This window comes from Paenibacillus sp. JT31N17 (assembly GCF_056269255.1).
In genome coordinates this window covers 39,185-60,009 of the sequence record NZ_JBWDNP010000008.1, presented here as the reverse complement: position 1 = coordinate 60,009, position 20,825 = coordinate 39,185, and the positions used below count along the sequence as shown (strand labels likewise).

Below are 20,825 nucleotides of genomic sequence, written 5' to 3'. Positions count from 1 at the left end.
CTTCAATTAATCTCTTAAATGGCAGCACCTGTCTCAACTATTTACTCTCCGCGGCACCGCTGGACTTACTTGTGCAAAAATTATTCACTCAATGTGAAACTGGCATTATCGAAATTTCCGATGTATTTAAAGGTCGAACTTCCCGTACCGGTAAGTACAAGATAGACATTTTGAAGTCCGCTCAGCGTTTGGGTCAGCTTGCCTGTTACGGTCTGATACGTGCCCCATCCGTTCGCTGTCGGAGGTGTTGCGATCTTGCCCACTAACGTACCGTTGGGTCCACCCAAGCGAACTTCAACTGCCGCGTCAGCCGGGCAGCTCGCACTGTTGCCCGAATACTCGATGGACAACTGATTGACGCCCTCGCTGCCGAAATCCATTCGCTTGTAGGCCAGCCATGCGCCATTGAACGTATTGGCGACCTGCTTTCCCAGTCCGCCTTTACCATTTTCCGTTTTCAGCGGCGTGTTGTTGTTGAACGTATTGGTTGCCGTTGTCCACTCGTCATAGCTCTCCAACTCCAGCTGGGCAAAGTCCGCTCGCGTACTCAACGAAAAGCTGGCGTTGTCGAAATTTCCGATGTACTTAAAGGTCGAACTTCCCGTACCGGTAAGTACAAGGTAGACATTTTGAAGTCCGCTCAGCTTTTGGGTCAGCTTGCCTGTTACGGTCTGATATGTGCCCCATCCGTTCGCTGTCGGAGGTGTTGCGATCTTGCCCACTAACGTACCGTTGGGCCCACCCAAACGAATTTCAACGGCCGCGTCGGTCGGGCAGCTTGCGCTGTTGCCCGAATACTCGATGGACAACTGATTGACGCCCTCGCTGCCGAAATCCATTCGCTTGTAGGCCAGCCATGCGCCATTGAACGTATTGGCGACCTGCTTTCCCAGTCCGCCTTTACCATTTTCCGTTTTCAGCGGCGTGTTGTTGTTGAACGTATTGGTTGCCGTTGTCCACTCGTCATAGCTTTCCAATTCCAGCTGGGCAAAGTCGGTTCTAATAGGTTCATCTCCTGGCTCATCCGGTTCATCGGCACTTAACGTAAAACTGGCATTATCGAAATTGCCCAGGTACGTATAAGTGCCATCGGTCGTGCCGGTAAGTACGAGATAAACGTCTTGAAGACCGGTAAGCGTCTGGGTCAAGTCGCCTGTTGCCGTTTTGTAGGTACCCCAGCCGCTAGCTGTCGGAGGTACGGCGATGGTACCGACTAATGTGCCCTCTTTGCTGCCCAAACGAACTTCAACAGCTGAGTCGGGCGCGCAGTTCAAGCTGTTGCTTGAATACTCGATGGACAGCTGATTGACTCCCTCGCTGCCGAAGTCCATCTTCTTATAGGCCAGCCATGCTCCATTGAAGGTATTCGCAACCTGCTGTCCGCTTTTTCCGCCTTCTGTTTTCAGCGGACTGTTCTTAGCCGGATTAAGTTCCGTCGACCATTCATCATAAGTCTCCAGCTCCAGCTTGGCAAAGTCGTTTCTAATCTTCACGTAATCAAACGTAAAACGGTCGAAGTTGCCGATGTAAGGAAGCGATTGGGTCGTATTTCCATTCATGACAATATACAGATTCTGCTTGCCGGTTAACGTTTTGTTCAATTGCGCATCTGTCGTTTTGTAGGTTCCCCAGCCGCTGCCCGTATTCGGCAGATTGACCGTTCCGACCAGTTCGCCATCTTTAGCTCCCAATCGGATATCAAGCGTGCTGCCTGCAGGTACTTTCGTCGAAGGAGCATCATACTCAACGGTAATGTGATTGGCACCTTCGGTTCCAAAATCGACATTGTCATAAGCGAGCCATGCTCCGGTGAACGTGTTGCTGACAGTCGTGCCTCCATTGTTTTGTTCGGTTTTTAACGGACCCTGGTTAAATTGATTCAGCTCCGACGACCGATCCGTGCTGCCTTCGAACTGAATCGTCAGTCCATCCTCACCGGGCTCTTCGGGCTCATCCGGTACGTCCGGTTCATCCGTCGGCAGCGGAATCGGCTCCGGAAGCGGTTCTTCTTCGCCCGGCGGCTTCGGATCCGGATCGGTCACCGGCTCCGGCTTCGATTCAATCGGCTCCGCCAACCATAGCGAATTGTAGATGTTGCCGTCGTACGCATCTACCAGGTAGACATTCACCTGATATTTGCTTGCATTGACATTGAAAATATTCGAAAGCTCGAAGCTTCCGGTGTCCACAGGCACAGCGCTGGACATCAGGGCCTTCTCATCCTGATCCATCAATTGAAAGACCGCAACTGCCGAATCGGCATAGTCGCCCTTCAATGTGCCTTTAATATCTACAACCATGTTTCCGTCCCGTTTGACATCGGCCTGGAGATCAAAAACATCCCACTTGACGTCCGACGTAAAGGCCGCGTCCGATACCAGCACATGTCCGGCCGTTTGACCCAGGTCTTTATTGGCCTTGACTCTTACCTGAACCTTGCCTGCCTCGAAATCCAGCGGACCTACTGTCAATGGATTCGCAGCTGCCTGTTTCCAGGTTAAGCCCCCGTCGGTGCTGTATTCATAACCGCCTGCCTCTTCGAATCCAGGAACAAACGTCCATCCGAAGGTATTGGATTTATCGTCCACTACAGGAGCGGTCGGCGCAGTCGGCTTCGCCATTTGCCTAGCCGCATCGAGACTGAATTCGAATGCGATATCCGAGCTGTTCGCAGCAGCCTGGTGAACCTCTGCGGTCAATACATTTGTACCCTCCACCAGATAGGACGGATCTATGATATAGCTGTTCCGATCCCGTTCGTCATTGACGGTCGCATTCGCTATGGTGCCGTATGTCGCATCGCCCAGCGGCATATTCGTCCGGATAATTTCATGTCCATTCAAATATACAACAGCTCCGTCATCGCGGATGAGACTGGCGTCCAGTTCGGTGATATCCTTCACATCTGACGCCTCAAAGGTTTTGCGGAAGTACGTGGTCGTATACTTGTTGTTCGTATCCGGACCGTAGCTTACCTTGGTCTTCACTTTATTGTAGTTATCGTAACCGAGCATCGCCGGCCCGGAAGCCCAGGCGCTGTCGTCATAAGCCGTAGTTGTCCAGCCATTGCCGGCATACTGGCCTTTATCGTAATACTTCCATTCCGATCCCTCGGAAATGAGCTCTTGATGAATCAGCGTATCATCAATATCTGCCGAGAAATCCGTTGTCGGCGGAGCTGCACTGGCTACAGCGCCCCAGCTCATATTCGGCTGCGAACCCATTTGGAATTCAAGGGTGCCGCCTGCCATAATATCATCGTAGTTGATCCAGGCTTGATTGAAGTTCTTGCCGCCAAGCGCAGCGGACTGGATAAAACGATTGTCGCTGGACACATTGTTGGCCTTGATCGTAAAGCTTTTGCCATTGTCCAGATGCAGTGTCATCTCGGAGAATATAGGCGAACCGATCAAGTAATACGGGTCTCCCGGATTTCCGGGGTACAAGCCCATGGCGCTGTACACGAACCAGGAAGCCATTGCTCCTGCGTCGTCGTCCATTGATTGAATATACCCTTCCGGATCATCACGGTAGATGCGGGTATTCATCGGATAAGCGTACAACCCGTGGTTATGGTATTTTTGGGTAACCACTTCCGTCGTATATTCTCTCGCATAATATTGGGTCAGATAAGGATAGCCCAGATAATCGAACATATACGGTACATTCAAATCCGTTTCATTGACAGCCATGTATTCATCGATGTCGAAGAAGTGCTTCAGCTCCTTCGCCATCTCCGTCTTGCCGCCGATCAGATCGGCGAGCCCGTTGAAATCCTGCGGAACAAACCAGCGGTATGTCCAGAGATTCCCTTGGTAGGCGTATTTGTCAACCTGGGTTATATCTCCATTGTTGACCGTTGTCGCGTTAGGCGTGAAGAAGCCGCGTTTAACGCCTTTCTCGTCCACTTGATCCGGATTCCAGAGATCCTTGTAGGACAAGGCAATATCCTTATATTTCTCATACGTTTTCTTATCGCCGGTCATGGCGGCAAGCTTCATCGGGAAAGAGGCGCTGAACGCTTTTTCCATCCCGCTGGAAATATCACCGTTGTTTACCGCGTAGTTGTCGGTATCCACCGCCATTCCTTTAAGCGCTTTGGACACGTCGAAATCATCCAGGCCTTTCGAATAGGCATCGAGGATTACCGCGCCGTTGAACTCGTTTCTTACAGTCGGACTCGGCCAGTATCCGTCACCCCACTGCGTATAGGAGCCCCTCGTGTCGTACACATCCACCATGGACTTCACCATGTTCTGATATTTCTGCGGGTCAAGCAGCGAATACAGGGAATATTTGCGGAAATCATCCCAGGTGGACCAGCCGTTGTAGTATTCGAAGTCGTCGCCGAGCTCCGACGCCTGTCGGATCGTGTTCTCATCCCTTCCCGCACGGAATGTTCCATCCGAGCTGGTTACATTATTCGGGTGAAGGAAAGAGTGGTACAGTTGGGTATAAAATACCGTTTTGTTCTCTTCATTGGAGTCCGTGATTTCAACCTTGTTCAGCACGTCGCTCCAAATGTTTCGGGCTTTCTCATGCTGCGCGTCGAAACCCCAGCCTTCAACATCGTGATCGCGTTCGTATTTGGCCTGATCGACACTGATCGTCGACAGACCTACTTTCGCTTGAACCACTTTGTTGTCTGCCGTATTGAAATTCACCCAGACTCCGCTGTTCGAACCGGTGCGCGTAGGCACGGCTCCCGTCGCGTCGCCCTGCCAGGACGTGTAGGAGTCAAAATCGTGATCGAACTGAATGGAATAATACATGGTGTAATACCCATGTCCGCACACATTCTTCGATTGGATCATACCGGAAATCTCGTTGTTGCTCGTAACGGTCAGGTTGGCATCTACCATCCCGGCATAAGAGTTTGAGAGGTCAACCAGCACAGAGCCGGTATTGGTCTCAGGAAACGTATAACGGTGAAAGCCGACGTTTTGCGATGCAGTGAGTTGAACGTCAATTCCGGACCCAAGCTTCACGGCATAGTAGCCGGGAGAAGCTTCCTCGCTGCTTTTATCATACGGCTGTTTATACTGATTGCTGTCTTTCGTAAAAGCCCTTGTTTCCGGCATCATCAGGATATTGCCGCCTGCGCCGTTGCAGCCTACGCCGCTGAAGCGAAGATGCGAGAATCCTTTGATAGCTTTATCCTGATAGTAGTATCCGCTGAACGCTCCTCCATCACTGTCGGGGCCCAGTGAGACCAGACCGAAAGGCGTGGTTGGACCCGGATTCGTCTGTCCGTTGTCGCCCAGTGTGTTAATGAAGGGGTCCACGTAATCCACAGGCTTGAGGTTAGTCGCAGGATACGCGGGCGACTGTCCGGATTCCACCCCGTATACTTCCAGTTCATACAACCGGACTGTGTTATTGTCATATGCCGCCTTATCGATATAAAGTCTGACGTATTGGGCAGAGAATGCCTGCTCTCCCGGTAAATACCGGTCGACGATCGTCTGCACATTGCCTGTCACGACATCGACATCTTCCCAGGTTTCGCCGTCCGTACTCTTCTGAAGACGAAAATCCTTCGTATTCCAGAACGGGCTGTTGGTATTCTCGCTAATTCCGGCGTTCTTCATCAGCCATTCGTTAATCGTATAGACCTGGCCCAAATCCAGCTCCAGCCATTTCTTGGCCGTAGTGGAATTGTCGCACCACTTCGTGTTCGCCTTGCCGTCGACAGCGAAGCTTGCAGCCTCATTAGCGTTGCACTGCCCTGAAGATGTGGCGGTCGCATTCAAAGCCACGTTCCTGGTCTCAACTGCCTGCGCATCAACAGGCGCCGCCGCAACGGCGCTCCAGGTTAACGGCTCCAGCATGCCATACAGGAACAACGCCGTCATTACAATTGAAATAAGCTTTTTCCACATTGCGATTGGGTCCTCCCGCTTTCGTTTTATAAAGAACCGTTCGGCAGCAGCCGGTTGATCATGACTGCCACTTCAGCACGAGTTACCGATTTCCTCGGATTGAAATGGGAGCCGTCTCCCTGGATCAAGCCTTTCGACCAGGCTTCATTAACAGAAGCAACGGCCCAAGCGGCGATCCCGTTCACATCCGTAAAGGAAGGCTTTCCTTTGTCCGATCCGGCAAGGTCAAAATACTTGGCCGCACGAACAAGCGCTACAACCGCTTCCTGACGCGTAATCTTCGCATCCGGTCTGAATGCTCCGCCATAACCCTCGACAATGCCAAGCGATGCCGCGTTTGCAATCGGTTCGCTGTAGTATTGATTGGCTGCCACATCCTTGAACGGATTGGCTTCAGCTTTGTCCGTCACTTTGCCCGTCCACTCAATCTCCCGCATAATCATGGTGGCGAACTCTGCGCGGGTGATGCTCCGGTTCGGTTCATAATGCCGCTCGTCCACACCATTGACAATATGCTTGGCAGTGAGCGACTTTACAGCTTGCTCCGCCCAATGCCCCGCCAAATCCAAAAAGGTTTTGTTATATTCAAGAATCGTATAATACGAGAAATGCTCTGCCGTGAACGTGAACATGCCGCTACTGAGGGTGCCCCCCACATATTCAGCTTGATCGCCATTCACATAATAGACGCCGGCAAGATCGGAAGAGATCGATTTCGCCTGTTCGTCTGTCAGCTTCATCGTGACGACAGCAGGCTTGTCCAGGTCATGAATATCGACGACCTTCCCTCCGGAAATCACTTGAATTTCGACGGAGATGACAGCTCCAGTCGAAGTATAATCCGGATTGGACTTAAGCGACTGATTAATCAAGCTTTGGGCTTCATCCGTCAAGGCTGTTTTCAGCACAATGCGAACCCGTGACAGCAGCTCGTTTGAAGCCGCTATGGAGCCGGCCGGGAAACGGACCGTACGGTTGCCTGATATGACAATCAAATCCAGGTTTTTATCCTTCAGATCCTGTAAGGATCTTGCAGGAAACTCCAGAGCACTGCCGGCTTCGCCGGCGGATGCCGGCAGCTGGATCGTTACGGAGTCAGCTGCTTGCTGTATGCCTTTGGTCATTGTATCGCTGCCAACCACATAGCGTCCGTCTTTATCCAGCACCGGTTGAACGGTGGAGCCGACCGCAGTGCCTGCATCGGACGGGATAGTTGCATCCGTTGGAGCGGTACTGCCATTTGAGCCGCTTCCCTGATTTCCGTTATCCGGTCCCTCCGGATCACTCGGTCCTTCAGGATCGCTCGGTCCTTCGGGATCATTCGGTTCATTTGGATCACCGGTTCCATCCCCAAGCTTCTCGACTACCGAGAACGTCTTGGTTTCCGTCAGGCCGCCGCTGCCGGCAACTGCCTTATAGACGCCAAATGGAGCAAGATCCTCGTCCTTGGGAATCGCCACCTTGACGGAATAGCTGCCATTCACAGGAGTTATAACATCAATATAAAATACCGTCTGATTGGGAGTTACTATCTTAACCACAACATCGTTCGCATTGCTCGAAGCCATCCCGGAAAGCGTGATTTCACCGCCGCGAAGGACTTCATTCCCGCTCAAGTTGAGCGGGAATGAAGCCGCTGCGTAGCCTGAAACCGGTGAGAGCGCGAAGAACAACGCCACAATGGCCGCCAAATATCTTTTCACCGTATCCAGTCCTCTCTATTCTATCCGTTATTGAAGCACAAGGGGCTTCGCCAATCGTTCCGGTTTGGCAAGATCACTGTTGAATTGATTAAATACAAATACCTTCACCTTATATTCCGTTCCTGTCTCGTTGAAATATTGAGAGATCGTCGCCTTGTCCTGCTTAAGCGGGACGGCATTGATCAGAACCGGCGTTTCTCCATTTAGCAGCTCAAACACCACATAAGCGTCCCCGCTGTACTCGGCCACCTTCTCTACCTCAACGCTGACCTGAATTTGATCCTTGGTTCTCTTGGTTACGCCTGTCAGCGAGTAGGTGCCTTCCAAACTGCTTGCCGTAAACGGCTTATTCGAAGCAAGCGGCAGACCGGCGGCAGTGCCGGCGGCTTCGTCCGCCGCAACGCGCACCATAACCGAGCCCGCCGCATAATCATGATCTCCGACCGGCTGCGGATTTGCAGCTGCAGGCTGCCAGCTTGCTCCGGCATCCACACTGTATTCGTAATCTGTAAGCTCGGCAAATCCGGGGACGTTCGTCCAGCCGAATGTATTATTTAAGTCGTCCACCACCGGAGCAGTCGGCGCCATCGGCGTCGGGCTTGCGATGCTTGCGTCCGAATTATCCCGCTTGTCGACAGCGGTCACTGCGAACTTGTAGACTTGTCCCGGATCTGTGCCCTCTACCGCATATTGATAGCTTTCCTGGCCATCAACGGCCGGAATGTAAACACTCCAGTTCCCCAGCTTGCCGTCGGCCTCATAAATTCTGTAGCCTCTGACCGCGTCCTCCGCGCTCACATTCTTCGGTTTGTCCCAGGAGAGGACTGTCTTCCCGTCATCGTTCTTGACCGCGGCCAATTTCTCGACCGGATCAGGTCTGCCGTCATTCCGGACAATGGTATACGTATCGAACGGGTTGTCCTCGCCGGACTTGTAGGAATCGATGGTGATGCTGTTCTCTGTCATCCGGATGCCCGAATAGATCGCGATTCTCGGCTGCTCAAACTTCGCCGCGTAATAGCGGTCAACATTTGGCATGACATCGTAAAACTTGGTAGCGGCGGAATTGTTGATCATATACAGCGTACCGCCGGGATTCAGCGGGTTGCCATTCTCATCCGTATCAATATCCGCAACGGGCTTGTCGCCGTACATCTGATAGGATCTCATGAAAGTATGGTCATGCCCCTGAAGAACCACATCGATCCCGAGCTCGTCGAAGACAGGGTAGAGCATCTTTCTCATCTCCAGAATATCGCTGTCTTTCGCGTGGTTGCCGACCGAATAGATCGCTTTATGGAAGGTTACGATCTTCCATTTCTTATCTGTTTCGGCCACTTCTTTTTTCAGCCATTCCAATTCCTGCCGGAACGACTCCTTCTGCCGGTCATCCCAGGCGATATCCATCGTGTTGAGCACCATGATGTGGGCGTCGCCGTAGTCGTACGAATACACGCTGCCCGGCGGCAATGGATTTTTGATCGAATCGTTCGGATAATTGAAGTGATAGTAATAGTTGTCGTTATAAGGCCCTTCGTGGTTGCCCACCGCAGCCATCAACGGCAAATTCATCAGCATATCCTGCGGCTTCCCAAAATAATCGAGCCACTGGGATTCCAGGGAGCCGGCATCCACCTGGTCGCCAGTCATCACCAGAAACTTCGCATTCGGGAAATCCTCCAGGCCATTCTTTAAGGTGTTGGCCCAGACTGTATAGTCCTGCGAGTTGGAGCCTTGCGAATCTGTCATATACAGAAATTCATAGCTGTTCTCGTTATCCGCTTCGGTCGTAAAAGTTCCGGCCGCGCTCCAGTTGCCGTCGCTTCCCACCCGGTACTTATAGGCCGTTCCCGGGGTCAGGCCGTCCGCCAGCACCTTGTGGCTGATAAACGAGCCGTTCGTCGAATTGGTGATTTTAAGATTCAAGGCTTTGGTTTCCTCCGGCTTGCCGGTGAAACGGAGCACCTTGGCCGAGTCGAAATCCTGATCGCCCTGCACAACCTCCACAATGCTGTCCATAATGTTGGCCGGCGCGTTTTGCGGTACCTCATAGCTCGTATACCAGGCAAAAGCGCGGTTCGTCATCGGACTTCCATTGAATGACATGGCGATGGCGATCGGCGAATAATCCACCAGCTCGGACAGATTGACCGGAGCAAGCTTGAAGCTTCCGGCAGCCGTTCCATCGGCGTATTGCAAGCCGCCTTGGCCGTCATACTCCAGGCTCACGGCCTGATTGGGCTTGATCGCTTCCGCCAGATGCAGCCTCAGCTCGGACGGATCCGCTCCCTGCTCCGCGCTTTGAATCGGAATGGGCTGACCGTCGGCCGTTGCAGTAAAGTGCAGCGGCAATGCGTCAGGAAGTTCATTCAAATTCGAGCTCATGGAAAGCAAAATGTCGAGACCGTCCTTGGAGACGCTGGCCGCTGCCGGTCCCGCGTAATCCGCCGGCAGATAGAACGCCGAGCTTGGCACGATATCCTTGGCCATGCCTGGCGCGGACCAGCGCAGATACAGATTGGAGCCGCCCGAGTATTCGAAATACTCGATTTTAAAATTGTGTTTCTTCCCGCCTTCCAGCGAGATCGGAACGCCTGTCTGCTCCAGATCCCAGTCATTGACCCAGTGATCGATAACAAGCTGATCGTCGACCCACAAGCGGAAGCCGTTGTCGCCAATCAGGTAGAACGTATAGTCGCCCGTTTGCGGCGGCATAATTTGGCCCGTCCAGCGGGCATTGGAATGATCCGCTTGTCCGGTCCAGTTCTGCAGCACCGGATCCAGATTGGTAAAATTGATCTGCGGGTCTATCGTCTTCGCCTTCAGATCCTTGAAGCTGAAATCTTCGTTGCCTGTATAATATTCACCGATCAAGCCATGATTTTCACCAGCCGCAAGCGGCGCAGCCTCGGCCGCGGCAGGTTCGGAACCCCTGTGCCCAATGGCCTGAAATTCATAGATATTGGCTGCATAGAGACCGGTCGATGAATCCGCCTCTCCCGGATCGGTGATGCTCAGCTTGAAATATCTTGCCGTAACCGGAACATCAAGATCATGAGTCGTCATGCCGTATGTATTATCCGTAACGGTTAACGCAGGAGTCCAGCTCTCATCGTCATCACTGGTCTCAATGGTATAATCCCGTGTATTGTAGCTGTCCGGTTCTCCTGCCGCGCCCGCATGGGCGAGTACAAACTGATGAACCGTCACTTCTGCTCCAGCGTCAATCTTCAGCCAATAAGGGTTTGCCTCACCGGGCAGATTCTTGTCACCCTCGAACATCCATTTGCCGCTCTCCATATCGCCGTCAATTGCACGGGATGGTGCGGCCTCCTCCGACATGTATCCATTCGCGGTTGCCGTTACCCCGGCTTCAGCAAAGACATTCGTTGAGGAAGGCTCCGCATTTGCCGGGCCATACAGAAAATAGCCTGCGGAGAACAACGAAGTACAAAGCATGATGGCTGCAAGCACGCGGGTTGTCAGCGCGAAACTCCTTTTCACTTCTCTTTCCCTCCCATAAAAAATATATTGATTCCAATAGATCAATATAGGGATTCATACCGATACTTTCAATTCATGTTGTGTTAAGCGAAAATCAATTCTATGTAAACTGGGGAAGCTCCATCTCCCGAAAATTGTAAATTTTTTCTTGCTGACAACCGGTTCATGGCCTCAATTCTCCTTATATTTGTAAGAAAGAAAATTCTTCTGTATAAATAGTCCCACCCTTCGGGCTTTGTGGTATTTCTATTGCTTTCAGTCGCACGGGCAATTGGTATCGCTTTACCGAAACTTTGCGGAGGGTGTGTCAGGAAATTAATGGTTATTCGGGATTTGTTAGCTCTGCGTAAAAATTTACTGGTATTTACCCCCTTTTTTGGAGGCTTATCAGCAGAAAAATATGATTTTATTTTTGTAAATATATCGTTTTTGTGAATTAAAAGATCATAAAAAAGATATTTTCAATCAAATTGTATTGAAAGTCTCTTTATACATCGGATTGCGGGAAGAATCGGCTATCGCCCTCCCGGCGCCTTTCGCATAGCAAAAACAGGCATCTTTTGCACCAGATAAGTGCGCAAAAGCTGCCTGCATTTCGTTCCTTCCCGTTTCCTGCCAATGCTGGGAGGACGCTTTATAAGCGCCCCAGCTTATCCGGGTTGCGGATCATATAAATATTGCGGATCAAATTACCCGCGACATGCATAAGTCCAACGGCTTCGATGCCTTCGCCAGAATGGACAACAAGCCCTGTTTGACCGTTGATATCCCTTATCTTGATACGCAAGGCTCCCTCATAATGGGGAGCCTTGCGAATGAGACCGAGAAGGAATCTTGCGACAAAATCGCTTGATGCGATCGGGTGGACGGCGGCGAACGCTTTTCCTCCGCCATCGGAAACCAGCACAACATCCTTGGCGAGCATGGCTATGACCGAATCCACATTATTCTGCTCAAGGGCCTCCAGAAACTGGCGGACCCACTCTTCGCCCGCAGCTTCAGCATGGACCGTCTCATCCGGACCGATTCCCATCTTGCCGCGCGCGCGGCTGAGCAGCTTGCGGCAGTTCGCATCGCTTTTGCCCACAATCCCCGCAATATCGGGATATTCGAAGCCGAGCGCTTCACGGAGCACGAACACCGCCCGCTCCGACGGAGACAGCTTTTCAAGCAGCACGAGCATGGCATAAGATAACAGCTCACCGCGGACAACCGATTCGAACATTTCATCGTCTGTTGGAATGGGTTCAGGGAGCCATTCTCCAAAATACCGCTCCCGCCGCTTGCGGGCCGACTTGTTCAAATCGCGGGCGCGGTTCGTCACCATTTTGCACAAATAGGCTTTCGGCTCCTCAGACAAACCTTCCGGCTTCACGTCGTACACCTTCACGAATACATCCTGCACAACGTCCTCCGCATCGGAAGCCGATCCGGTCAGCTGATAAGCAAGCGTAAACAGCAGCCCTTTATACTGCGCATATAACTCCTGCATCTTACCACTTCCAATCTTGTCCTCTACAGCTGATTGCCTTATTTTATCACTCGCCGGATCCGAAGTGAATTTTCTCATGGCCAGCCAAACTTTGCCGATCAGAATCACCTTATATCAGTTTGCATATAAAACGATTTACGGGCTTTTTTTGTGACAGTCTTTCACTGGAAAGAGCCGCCGCTTGGAATCTACAGTTTGAACGTCCAATATGGTAAGATTGTGCTATCCGCAACTTCCCCCCTGATTCGACTTTTTCAGCCCTGCCAACAAACTATAATGATAATGGGGAAAAAGATTATGGGATCCCAAATTACGATGTATATTTCGTTGATCGCAACTTCGGGCGTACTTTGTATTTTTCTAGGCTTTTATGCGTTTTTCAAAAAGCAGGAAATACCCGGCGCGCGTACGTTTATCATCTATATGACGGTACAGGCCATTTATATATTCGCTTACGCCTTCCAGATTTCAAGCACCACGCTTGCAGCGATCAAAGGGTGGACGATTGTGGAATATATCGGAATCTCATTCGCCCCTGTGATTGGCCTGATGCTTATTCTGCGATACATAGACAGGCCGATTTCACGCATGACCGCGGCGCTGCTGTTCGTTATTCCCGTCATTACGCTTGGGATGGTGGCAACCAACGACTTCCACCATTTATTCTATAAATCTCTGGAGCTCAGAGCAGGTTCTCCCCTTCACGCAACCGATGTGGTCATCGGAGAGTGGTATATTGTGCATGGGGCCTTCACATTCGGATGCTTGCTCGCCGGAGTCGTGCTGCTTGCCAGGGAATGGAAAGCAACCAAGAAAGCCTACCGCAAGCAGCTGGCGACGCTCATCTGCGGACAGTTCATCCCCATGATATCCGCATTCATCTATCTTATGGGGCTGACGCCCGAGGGCATGGACCCTGTGCCTCTCGTTGTCTGCGTCACGTCCTCGATGTACATATGGGCGATCGTAACGACGAGGATGCTGACAATTGTGCCGATAGCCAAGGAAAGCATTTTTGAAAGTATGCGGGAAGGGGTAATCGTTCTGGATTCAGCGGAGCGGCTTATCGACTTCAATGGCGCCGTAAGCCGAATGCTTCCAGGGCTGAGCATCGGGATGATCGGCAGAAAGCTGGATGAAAGCTGGACGCGGCTGACAGGCTCGCCTTTTCCGGATATACAAAGCGCGGACAGTGTGCAGGAAGCCAGCATCAGGACGGAGGACGGCACTGCTTACTACCAGATCCGCTCCTCCGTGGTCAGAAGCCGCGGCGGCGAACGGGCGGGAAGCCTGCTCATGCTGATCGATGTGACGGAACAGAGGCTGCTTCAGGATCAGCTCAAGCAGCTCGCTTATTACGATGGCTTGACCAGAATCTATAACCGCACGCACTTTATCCAGCAAAGCAAGGAAATGCTGCTGCAGGCCCGTCTGCAGGATCAGCCCGCGTCATTTATTTTGTTTGACATCGACCAGTTCAAGCAGGTCAATGACACCTATGGCCATGAAACCGGCGACCAGGTGATCGTGCATATGGTGACGGTCTGCCGGCGGGTGATCACGCAGGATATGCTGTTCGCCCGTTACGGGGGTGAGGAATTCGTGCTGGCTCTGCCCTCCTCTACGCTTCAGGAAGCCGGCAGGCTGGCGGAGCTGGTCCGGACCAGTCTGGAGAACGAGCCCCTGGTCACGAATCACGGGACGATCACGGTGACCGCAAGCTTCGGCGCCGCTCAATCCTTCGAGCATGGCGATACGCTTGAATCGCTGCTCCGGGCCGCAGACGCGGCATTGTACGAAGCCAAAAGAGGCGGACGCAACCGGGTAGAATTGGCGCAGCAATCCTCCCCCGTGTCACTCTGGTAGATTGGCTGTAGCCTTTCCGATATCATATGGCGTATAAACGCCCTCATACATCAAATGCATGGACATTCCGGCGGACGCATGGTCCAGGTTATGACAGTGATCCATCCACAATCCCGGGTTGTCGGCCAGGAAAGCCGTTTCGTAGATTTCGCCTGGCGCCACGTTGAGCGTATCTGTCCACCAGGGACTGCCCTTAACCGGTTTGCCATTACGGCTTAGAACCAGGATATGATGGCCATGAAGATGCATCGGGTGGTCCATAAACCCGCGATTTACGAATTTCACCTTGACGACATCTCCCTCCCGGACCATAAGGGATGGCGTATGGGGAAATACATATCCGTTAATGGTCTGCTGATTGGTAAGCTTGCCATTATAGAACCCTATGCGATTATCCAGGACGAGGGTATGGCTCTGGTCGAACTTCGTCTCCAGATTAAACGGCGTAATGACTGGAGTGCCGTATGCCGCGGGATCAAAGGTTGATTCCTGCTGGAAATCAGGGGGCAGATCCTGACCATTGGCGGCCAATACGAGAGCCTCGCTGTCTTCCGATATGGGAGCACTGGAATGTGCAAGTCCGACCGCACTGGACGGCATTTGAAAGAATAGGTCATATCGGCCCCCGGCGGCAAGCGACAGTTTCTGATTGGAAATCAGCTGCGGCTCATGAAGATCTATCCCGTCTATGGCCGTTACCCGGAAGGGTACGCCGGACAAATAGAAGGATTGCGGCATATTGCGGGCATTAATCAGACGCAAACGGACAGTCGTCTCCGGCCGGACGTCGACACGCTGAAGCTTCCCTGGCAACCCCAGCGTGATTGTCGTTCCGTTGCTCATTCCATGCTGATGCGACATCACAGCCAGATCCACATTATCGATCTCATCAGAAGCTTGATTTTCCACAACCAATGCGCCATACAGTCCTTTCGCGACCTGGACCGAGGATTGCTGGTGCGAATGATACCAGTACGTCCCCGTCTGCTCTGCAATAAAACGATATTTATGCCGTTCCCCCGGCAGCACCGCATCCTGCGTCAATCCGGCGACTCCGTCTTCTCCATTAGGAACATTCAGCCCGTGCCAATGAAGGGTCACGCCTTCCTCAATATCCACATTGACCAGAATAACCTCAATCAATTCCCCTTCTTTGATACGCAGCTCAGGACCGGGGATTAGCTGGTTGAAGGCCCATACTTCTTCTGTTTCACCTGACGGCAGTACGCGCTCCATGGTTTGGGCGGACAGGGTAAATATGCGATCCGGTGCTCCGCCTTGCGGGCCCTTCAAGCTGTCCACACTGATCATGGAAGCTGGATCTGCCGCGTGCTGCGAGTGGCCGCCATGATCTGCCATATTCATACGATCCGGCAATCGCGAAGCGTTCATGCCGCTCAGAATAATGATTGCGAGCAAGGAGGCAATGGACAGACTTACGATTGCCGTTCTCACAAGCCTCTGGCGAAGCGGCCGGATTGGCGGGAATGCTCCACTTGCGGCTATACGTTCATAGACTCTTGATTTCATATACCATAGAGTGGCAGCACAGACCCCGAATCCGCTCCATATCAAAAACAATGTTCCAAACCGGAGCGGCGATTGCGAGAAGAGCAGCATATGCAGGCAGTTGACGACAGAGGCTATAAAAGCCGCGGCGAACGGAATCGTAATAACCGGATCGTAAAGCCGCAAACGAAGGTCTCCCTTAAGCTGCCCTTCCATTGACGGGGCGGAGTCCGCAGCAGCAGCTTTTATGAACGGCAGCGAGAATGTGAAAATGGCGGCAATGGATAACAGGTACAGCGGAAGCTGGATCATAATTTTATCCTCCACGTATGCCCAATCCGTCGACCACAGCATAATGACCGCCCCCGCCTTGATCCCGGTCATCGCGACCGCCGTGTACAGCCATAGATGGACCTTTCGGATATTGGAGCGCAAAGCCGCCTCTGTGTGCGAACGAAGCAGGCCTTTGGCTTTTGCATAAACCATCCACCAAAAAAACACAAGTAAAAAGGTCATCTCATATTCAATCAGCAGCCAGATTCTCATAGCGGTTGTTCTCCTTTTGTTTCGGTTTGGTCTTTAGTGTACGAAACGAATGTGTAGAACAGTTGGAGAACTCATGCTTTTTGTATGGATGTTCCCTTTTGTTCAAAAAAAGGGTGATATACTATTTAAAAAAAGAAGGAGATGACCGCATCATGGAAACAACCCTTCTTATCGTGGAAGATGAATCTGCCATGCTTGAAACCATGAAGCTGTTTATGGAGCAGGAGGGATTCCTTGTCCTAACGGCGGCAAATGGGCGGGATGCGCTGGATATCGCAAGGAAGAAGCTTCCGGGGATCGTATTGCTTGACTGGATGCTGCCGGGCATGAGCGGCATCGACGTGTGCCGGGAGCTCAGACAATCCATCTCCTGCGGCATTATTATGGTCACGGCCAAATCCGAGGAAACCGATAAGATCGTTGGGCTTGAGCTCGGGGCTGACGACTACATCACCAAGCCGTTCAGTTTACGGGAGCTTGCCTCCCGCATACGCGCCTTATTGCGGCGGATCGGACAGAAGCAGAATGAGCCCTCTGTTCTGAAGCGGGGAGACCTGTCCATTGACCAAGCCAAATGTCAGGCGGCAAGAAACGGGCAGCCCCTGCCGCTTACGCCAACCGAGTTTAAGCTGCTTCTAACCCTGGCTGCGCGGCCGGGAATCGTCTTTAGCCGTCTGCAGCTTATGAGGGCGGCAATGGACGAGGACTTGATGAATTATGAACGAACGCTGGATTCTCACATCAGCAAGCTCCGAAAAAAGCTGGAGCCTGATCCCGGCAGCCCGCAATACATTCAGACCGTTTATGGTTTCGGTTACCGGTTCGGTGAACAGCCATGACAGTAAGGGGCAAAATTTTCTCCGTTATGGCGGTGCTTGTCTGTTTGGTAAGTGCGGCGTTTATCGGGACGACGCAGGGTTACTTGGGGAGTTTGTTTGCACGGTATTTCACGGAAGAGGGCGGAAGCGATGTCCGTCCGGAACAGCTGGAAGGGATAAGACTTTATATTCTGGAGCGGATGGAGCATAAAGCTCTGACCGTCACGCTTTATGTGGCAGGAATTGCCGCTGTCATGTGTTACTGGTTTTCGGGTATGCTCATAAAGCCGCTCAGAAGACTGATCAGGGTCATGGAAAAAGTGGCCGAGGGGGAATTGGATACGGAAGTACCTGTTAACAGGGTTGACGAGTACGGACAGGTAAGTCATGCGTTCAACACGATGACGCTTAAATTGCGCGATGCGGAGAAGAGCCGTAAACAATTGGTTGAGGACGTCGCTCATGAACTAAGAACCCCTCTATCCATCGTTCTGAACAAGCTTGAACTTATTCAGCACTCTTCTTCCGAGGTGAGGCCCGAGACGCTGCTGCCGCTTCATGATGAAATGCTCCGTTTGATTCAATTGGTCGATGAACTTCAGCTTCTAACGTCAGCAGAGGCAGGCGAGCTGAAGCTCAGTAAAGATAAGACCGATCTCGCAGCTCTATTGTCCGGCTTGGCGGAGCTTGTCCAACCGGAAGCTGAGGCGCATGGTGTTCAGCTTCACGGACCGGATTATAATCAAGCGGTCTGGGCCGATCTTGACGCGAGACGGATCAAGCAGGTGTTCCTTAACCTGGTGGCAAATGCGCTTCATCACACGCCGCCAGGCGGTCTTATTTCCATTATAGTTTCTCCTGCGGGAACTCCTGGATTCGTGTCCATCTTCGTCAGGGATACAGGGCCCGGCATTCCGCCAGAAGCGATCCCGTATTTGTTCGACCGTTTCTATCGCGCCGGCACGAGAGAACGGAAGTCATCAGGAGCGGGTCTTGGTCTTGCGATTGCCCGGCAAATCGTGATTGCCCACGGAGGGGGGATTGAAGTCAAGAACGCCGCCGGAGGCGGCGCTGAATTTGCGGTGCTGCTTCCGGAGAAGTCTGCTTTGTAACAATCAGGCTTTAATTAAACTATGGATGCGGCACTCCCAATATAACGACCAAAACGTGACGGCCGAGAGTCAATGGTCCATTCATGCACCGGCACTTCGTCTCAGTCTGCTTTCGGCAGAAGAATAATAAACTCCGTCCCAATGTCTTTCTCGCTGGTTACCCGCACTTTGCCGTGAAAGGACCGGATAATTTGAAAACTGATCATCATGCCTAATCCTGTTCCGCTTTTTTTCAGGGAATAAAAGGGTGAACCAAGCCTGTCAATCTCCTGTTTTGTCATACCGATCCCTTGGTCTTTAATGCTGATTTGTATCTGTCCATCACCCGTTGGGGCACAGCTTGCCCAGACCGTTCCCCCATTGGGCATGGACTCAATGGCATTTTTCAAGATATTGACCAGGCATTGATTCAATTTTTGGGGAACCGCATTTGTCCAGCAATCATCATTGATATCCGTCGTAACCGTAACATTTTGAGATGTCGTGTAGCTGTCGAGAATATTCAGGATGCGCTGCAGCAGATTTCCCACATTTACTCTTTCCGTGCAGTTTGTTGAGGGTTTTCCGAATAAGAGCAGGTCATTGATAATTTCGTTCGCACGGTCCAATTCTTCAATGGATAACCGGATATATTTCTTCTTTTGATCCGTTAGATCAGGCTCGTTCAGAAGCTGAAGAAAACCGCGGGTAACCTGCATGGGGTTCCTTATTTCATGAGCGAAAACACTGGTTAAATCACTGATCACCTGCAGCTTCCCCGCGTTCTGCACCTCTAATCGCAGCTGGTGAATCTCCTTCATATTTTCGTTTAAGGTGGTGAAGAACCAGATCACCAGCAATATAAATGCAAGGTGAACAGCCTGTACGCCAAGGCTTTCCCACGAAACATCTCTAAGCGTACAAAACCAGGTAATGCCAACAAGCGTATAGAAAAGAGAAAGAAAGATGGCGATTTTGACCTTCTTGGCTTTTTTTGCTTTTTCAAAGGGCTTTTGGAAATATAATATAACCGGCATAGCGGTAAGTAAGGCAAGAACTGTCGTATAAAATCCGGTGTCCATTCCAATATAAAGCCGATAAAGGATGACAAGAGCTGCCAGGATTACACCTGTTCCAAATCCACCATATAACGTCCCCATCAGCAGAGGAATGATCCTTATGTCCAATCGGTAATTTGAAGCAATCGCGGGAAAGGACATGCAAAATATAAGCGAGAGTCCCCATAAAGCTGACAATACCAACCTCTGAGTTTTATCATTCTTTAGCCTGTCGTTGACAAATGTATGGTAAATAAACATAGGCAGTGCTATAAGCGTCAGCTGCAGCACAAAATCCTTTATCATCGTCATGTTCTTTACCTGCCATATTCTCGAGTAATAAAACTCAGTTCTTCTATCTAAGTTTAGATTTTCAACATAAAGAGGCATATCTCCTGCATTTACAGGCGTAAAACTATCAATTCTATAAGGTCAAAAAAAATGCCCATCAGGTCGATCAAGACCTGACGGGCAGCCTCTGCTTCTCATCATCAATTTAACGCGGCATACTGCCGTCCCACGGCAGCCCGAATAATGCCGTAAGTGCCGGCAGCAGCTCATAGAACTCCGATTATCGATGTCTGTCTTAAGCCCCTCATACCCGGACAGAAATGAAACCCATGACAGATAATGGTGCACTTCCACTGGCAAGGGCAAGCCCGTTCAGTCATACCGCTTCTCGTACTTGCTGAATTCCCCCATGGGATTGGAGGCCAGCCCTATATATTCATAGCCGCAGGTCCGGTAGAACCGGTTCAGCACCGGATTATTCGCGATGCAGTCCAGCCGGATACGGTCCTTGCCCGCAAAATGAATGCCGGAGCCCGCCCAGCGTACGATAGCCTCGCCCAGATTAGTACCCGCAGCTTCCCGGTTGATATTAAGGCGGTGCAGATAGACGGAGGATTCATGACCCTCCTCCCCCCACAGCTCCCGGTCCCAAGCGCTCTCCTTCAGCATAAGCATGACCATGCCCGCCAATACTTCTCCCTGCATGAAAATATAAACCTCGCCGCGCTTGATAGCCTCCGGTGTCCGGTGTGAATCCTCGCCCTGCAGCAAGCCGCTCCACTGCGTGGAATTTTTGCTCCGCAGCCATTCGGCCGTGCGGACGAGCAGCTGCAATACAGCCTCCGTATCCTCCGGCTTGGCCTGAAAAACATTGATGTTCCCTTGAATAACTCCGATTGAATCCGTACGCGCAAATGATGGCACCGTCATATTCCTCCTCTTAAAGCAAGCCTGATTATTGCTTCAGTTTATCAAAATAAACAGGTTTGCGTAATACTCTGTCCTTACCATTTATCCCCTCTGCCCAGCATCCTGTCGAAACGGAGTACCTCCAGCAAAAAAAGA

General features: G+C 51.6%; 10 protein-coding genes. 3 read left to right on the top strand and 7 right to left on the bottom strand.

The genetic code is table 11. From position 1 onward, the window contains the following. Positions 1-80: 80 nt before the first annotated feature. From AC0YOB_RS23385 to sigJ, 4 genes are all read right to left on the bottom strand, one after another. Positions 81-5,882: a GH92 family glycosyl hydrolase gene (locus AC0YOB_RS23385; protein ID WP_475794803.1), complete on the bottom strand. Its 5,802-nt coding sequence runs from the start codon at positions 5,880-5,882 to the stop codon at positions 81-83. 26 nt (positions 5,883-5,908) lie between these two features. Continuing rightward, positions 5,909-7,585, bottom strand: a complete 1,677-nt coding sequence (locus AC0YOB_RS23380) for an S-layer homology domain-containing protein (protein WP_475794802.1) — start codon at positions 7,583-7,585, stop codon at positions 5,909-5,911. Positions 7,586-7,612: 27 nt separating this feature from the next. Next, a complete protein-coding gene (locus AC0YOB_RS23375) occupies positions 7,613-11,089 on the bottom strand; it encodes a PA14 domain-containing protein (RefSeq protein WP_475794801.1) in 3,477 nt (1,158 codons plus the stop codon). 634 nt (positions 11,090-11,723) lie between these two features. Then, a complete protein-coding gene (sigJ, locus tag AC0YOB_RS23370; protein WP_475794800.1) occupies positions 11,724-12,581 on the bottom strand; it encodes an RNA polymerase sigma factor SigJ in 858 nt (285 codons plus the stop codon). Between the two features lie 297 nt (positions 12,582-12,878). On the opposite strand from sigJ, the gene AC0YOB_RS23365 reads away from it, so the two are divergent. After that, entirely contained in the window at positions 12,879-14,447 is a 1,569-nt protein-coding gene (locus AC0YOB_RS23365) for a histidine kinase N-terminal 7TM domain-containing diguanylate cyclase (protein WP_475794799.1), read from the top strand. Here the strand turns inward: AC0YOB_RS23365 and AC0YOB_RS23360 are convergent. Next, positions 14,436-16,502 (bottom strand): multicopper oxidase family protein, encoded by a 2,067-nt coding sequence (locus AC0YOB_RS23360; RefSeq protein ID WP_475794798.1) that lies wholly within the window; start codon positions 16,500-16,502, stop codon positions 14,436-14,438. The two genes, AC0YOB_RS23365 and AC0YOB_RS23360, sit on opposite strands and share 12 nt — an antisense overlap. 152 nt (positions 16,503-16,654) lie before the next feature. On the opposite strand from AC0YOB_RS23360, the gene AC0YOB_RS23355 reads away from it, so the two are divergent. Further along, positions 16,655-17,341, top strand: coding sequence for a response regulator (locus AC0YOB_RS23355; RefSeq protein ID WP_475794797.1), 687 nt, complete (start codon positions 16,655-16,657; stop codon positions 17,339-17,341). Beyond that, positions 17,338-18,432, top strand: coding sequence for a sensor histidine kinase (locus AC0YOB_RS23350; protein WP_475794796.1), 1,095 nt, complete (start codon positions 17,338-17,340; stop codon positions 18,430-18,432). Before AC0YOB_RS23355 ends, AC0YOB_RS23350 begins: the two co-directional genes overlap by 4 nt. Before the next feature lie 101 nt (positions 18,433-18,533). Here the strand turns inward: AC0YOB_RS23350 and AC0YOB_RS23345 are convergent, their stop codons facing one another. Beyond that, the gene (locus tag AC0YOB_RS23345; RefSeq protein ID WP_475794795.1) at positions 18,534-19,859 is read right to left on the bottom strand and encodes an ATP-binding protein; all 1,326 of its coding nucleotides are present in this window, start codon (positions 19,857-19,859) and stop codon (positions 18,534-18,536) included. Between the two features lie 273 nt (positions 19,860-20,132). After that, positions 20,133-20,684 carry a GNAT family N-acetyltransferase gene (locus tag AC0YOB_RS23340; RefSeq protein WP_475794794.1) on the bottom strand — a complete coding sequence of 184 codons (552 nt, stop codon included), beginning with the start codon at positions 20,682-20,684 and terminating at the stop codon, positions 20,133-20,135. Between the last annotated feature and the right edge of the window lie 141 nt (positions 20,685-20,825).

Coding starts and splice junctions, on each gene's coding strand:
- AC0YOB_RS23385 (WP_475794803.1), bottom strand. CDS start 5,882: ATGTGGAAAAAGCTTATTTCAATTGTAATGACGGCGTTGTTCCTGTAT.
- sigJ (WP_475794800.1), bottom strand. CDS start 12,581: ATGCAGGAGTTATATGCGCAGTATAAAGGGCTGCTGTTTACGCTTGCT.
- AC0YOB_RS23365 (WP_475794799.1), top strand. CDS start 12,879: ATGGGATCCCAAATTACGATGTATATTTCGTTGATCGCAACTTCGGGC.
- AC0YOB_RS23360 (WP_475794798.1), bottom strand. CDS start 16,502: ATGAGAATCTGGCTGCTGATTGAATATGAGATGACCTTTTTACTTGTG.
- AC0YOB_RS23355 (WP_475794797.1), top strand. CDS start 16,655: ATGGAAACAACCCTTCTTATCGTGGAAGATGAATCTGCCATGCTTGAA.
- AC0YOB_RS23350 (WP_475794796.1), top strand. CDS start 17,338: ATGACAGTAAGGGGCAAAATTTTCTCCGTTATGGCGGTGCTTGTCTGT.
- AC0YOB_RS23345 (WP_475794795.1), bottom strand. CDS start 19,859: ATGCCTCTTTATGTTGAAAATCTAAACTTAGATAGAAGAACTGAGTTT.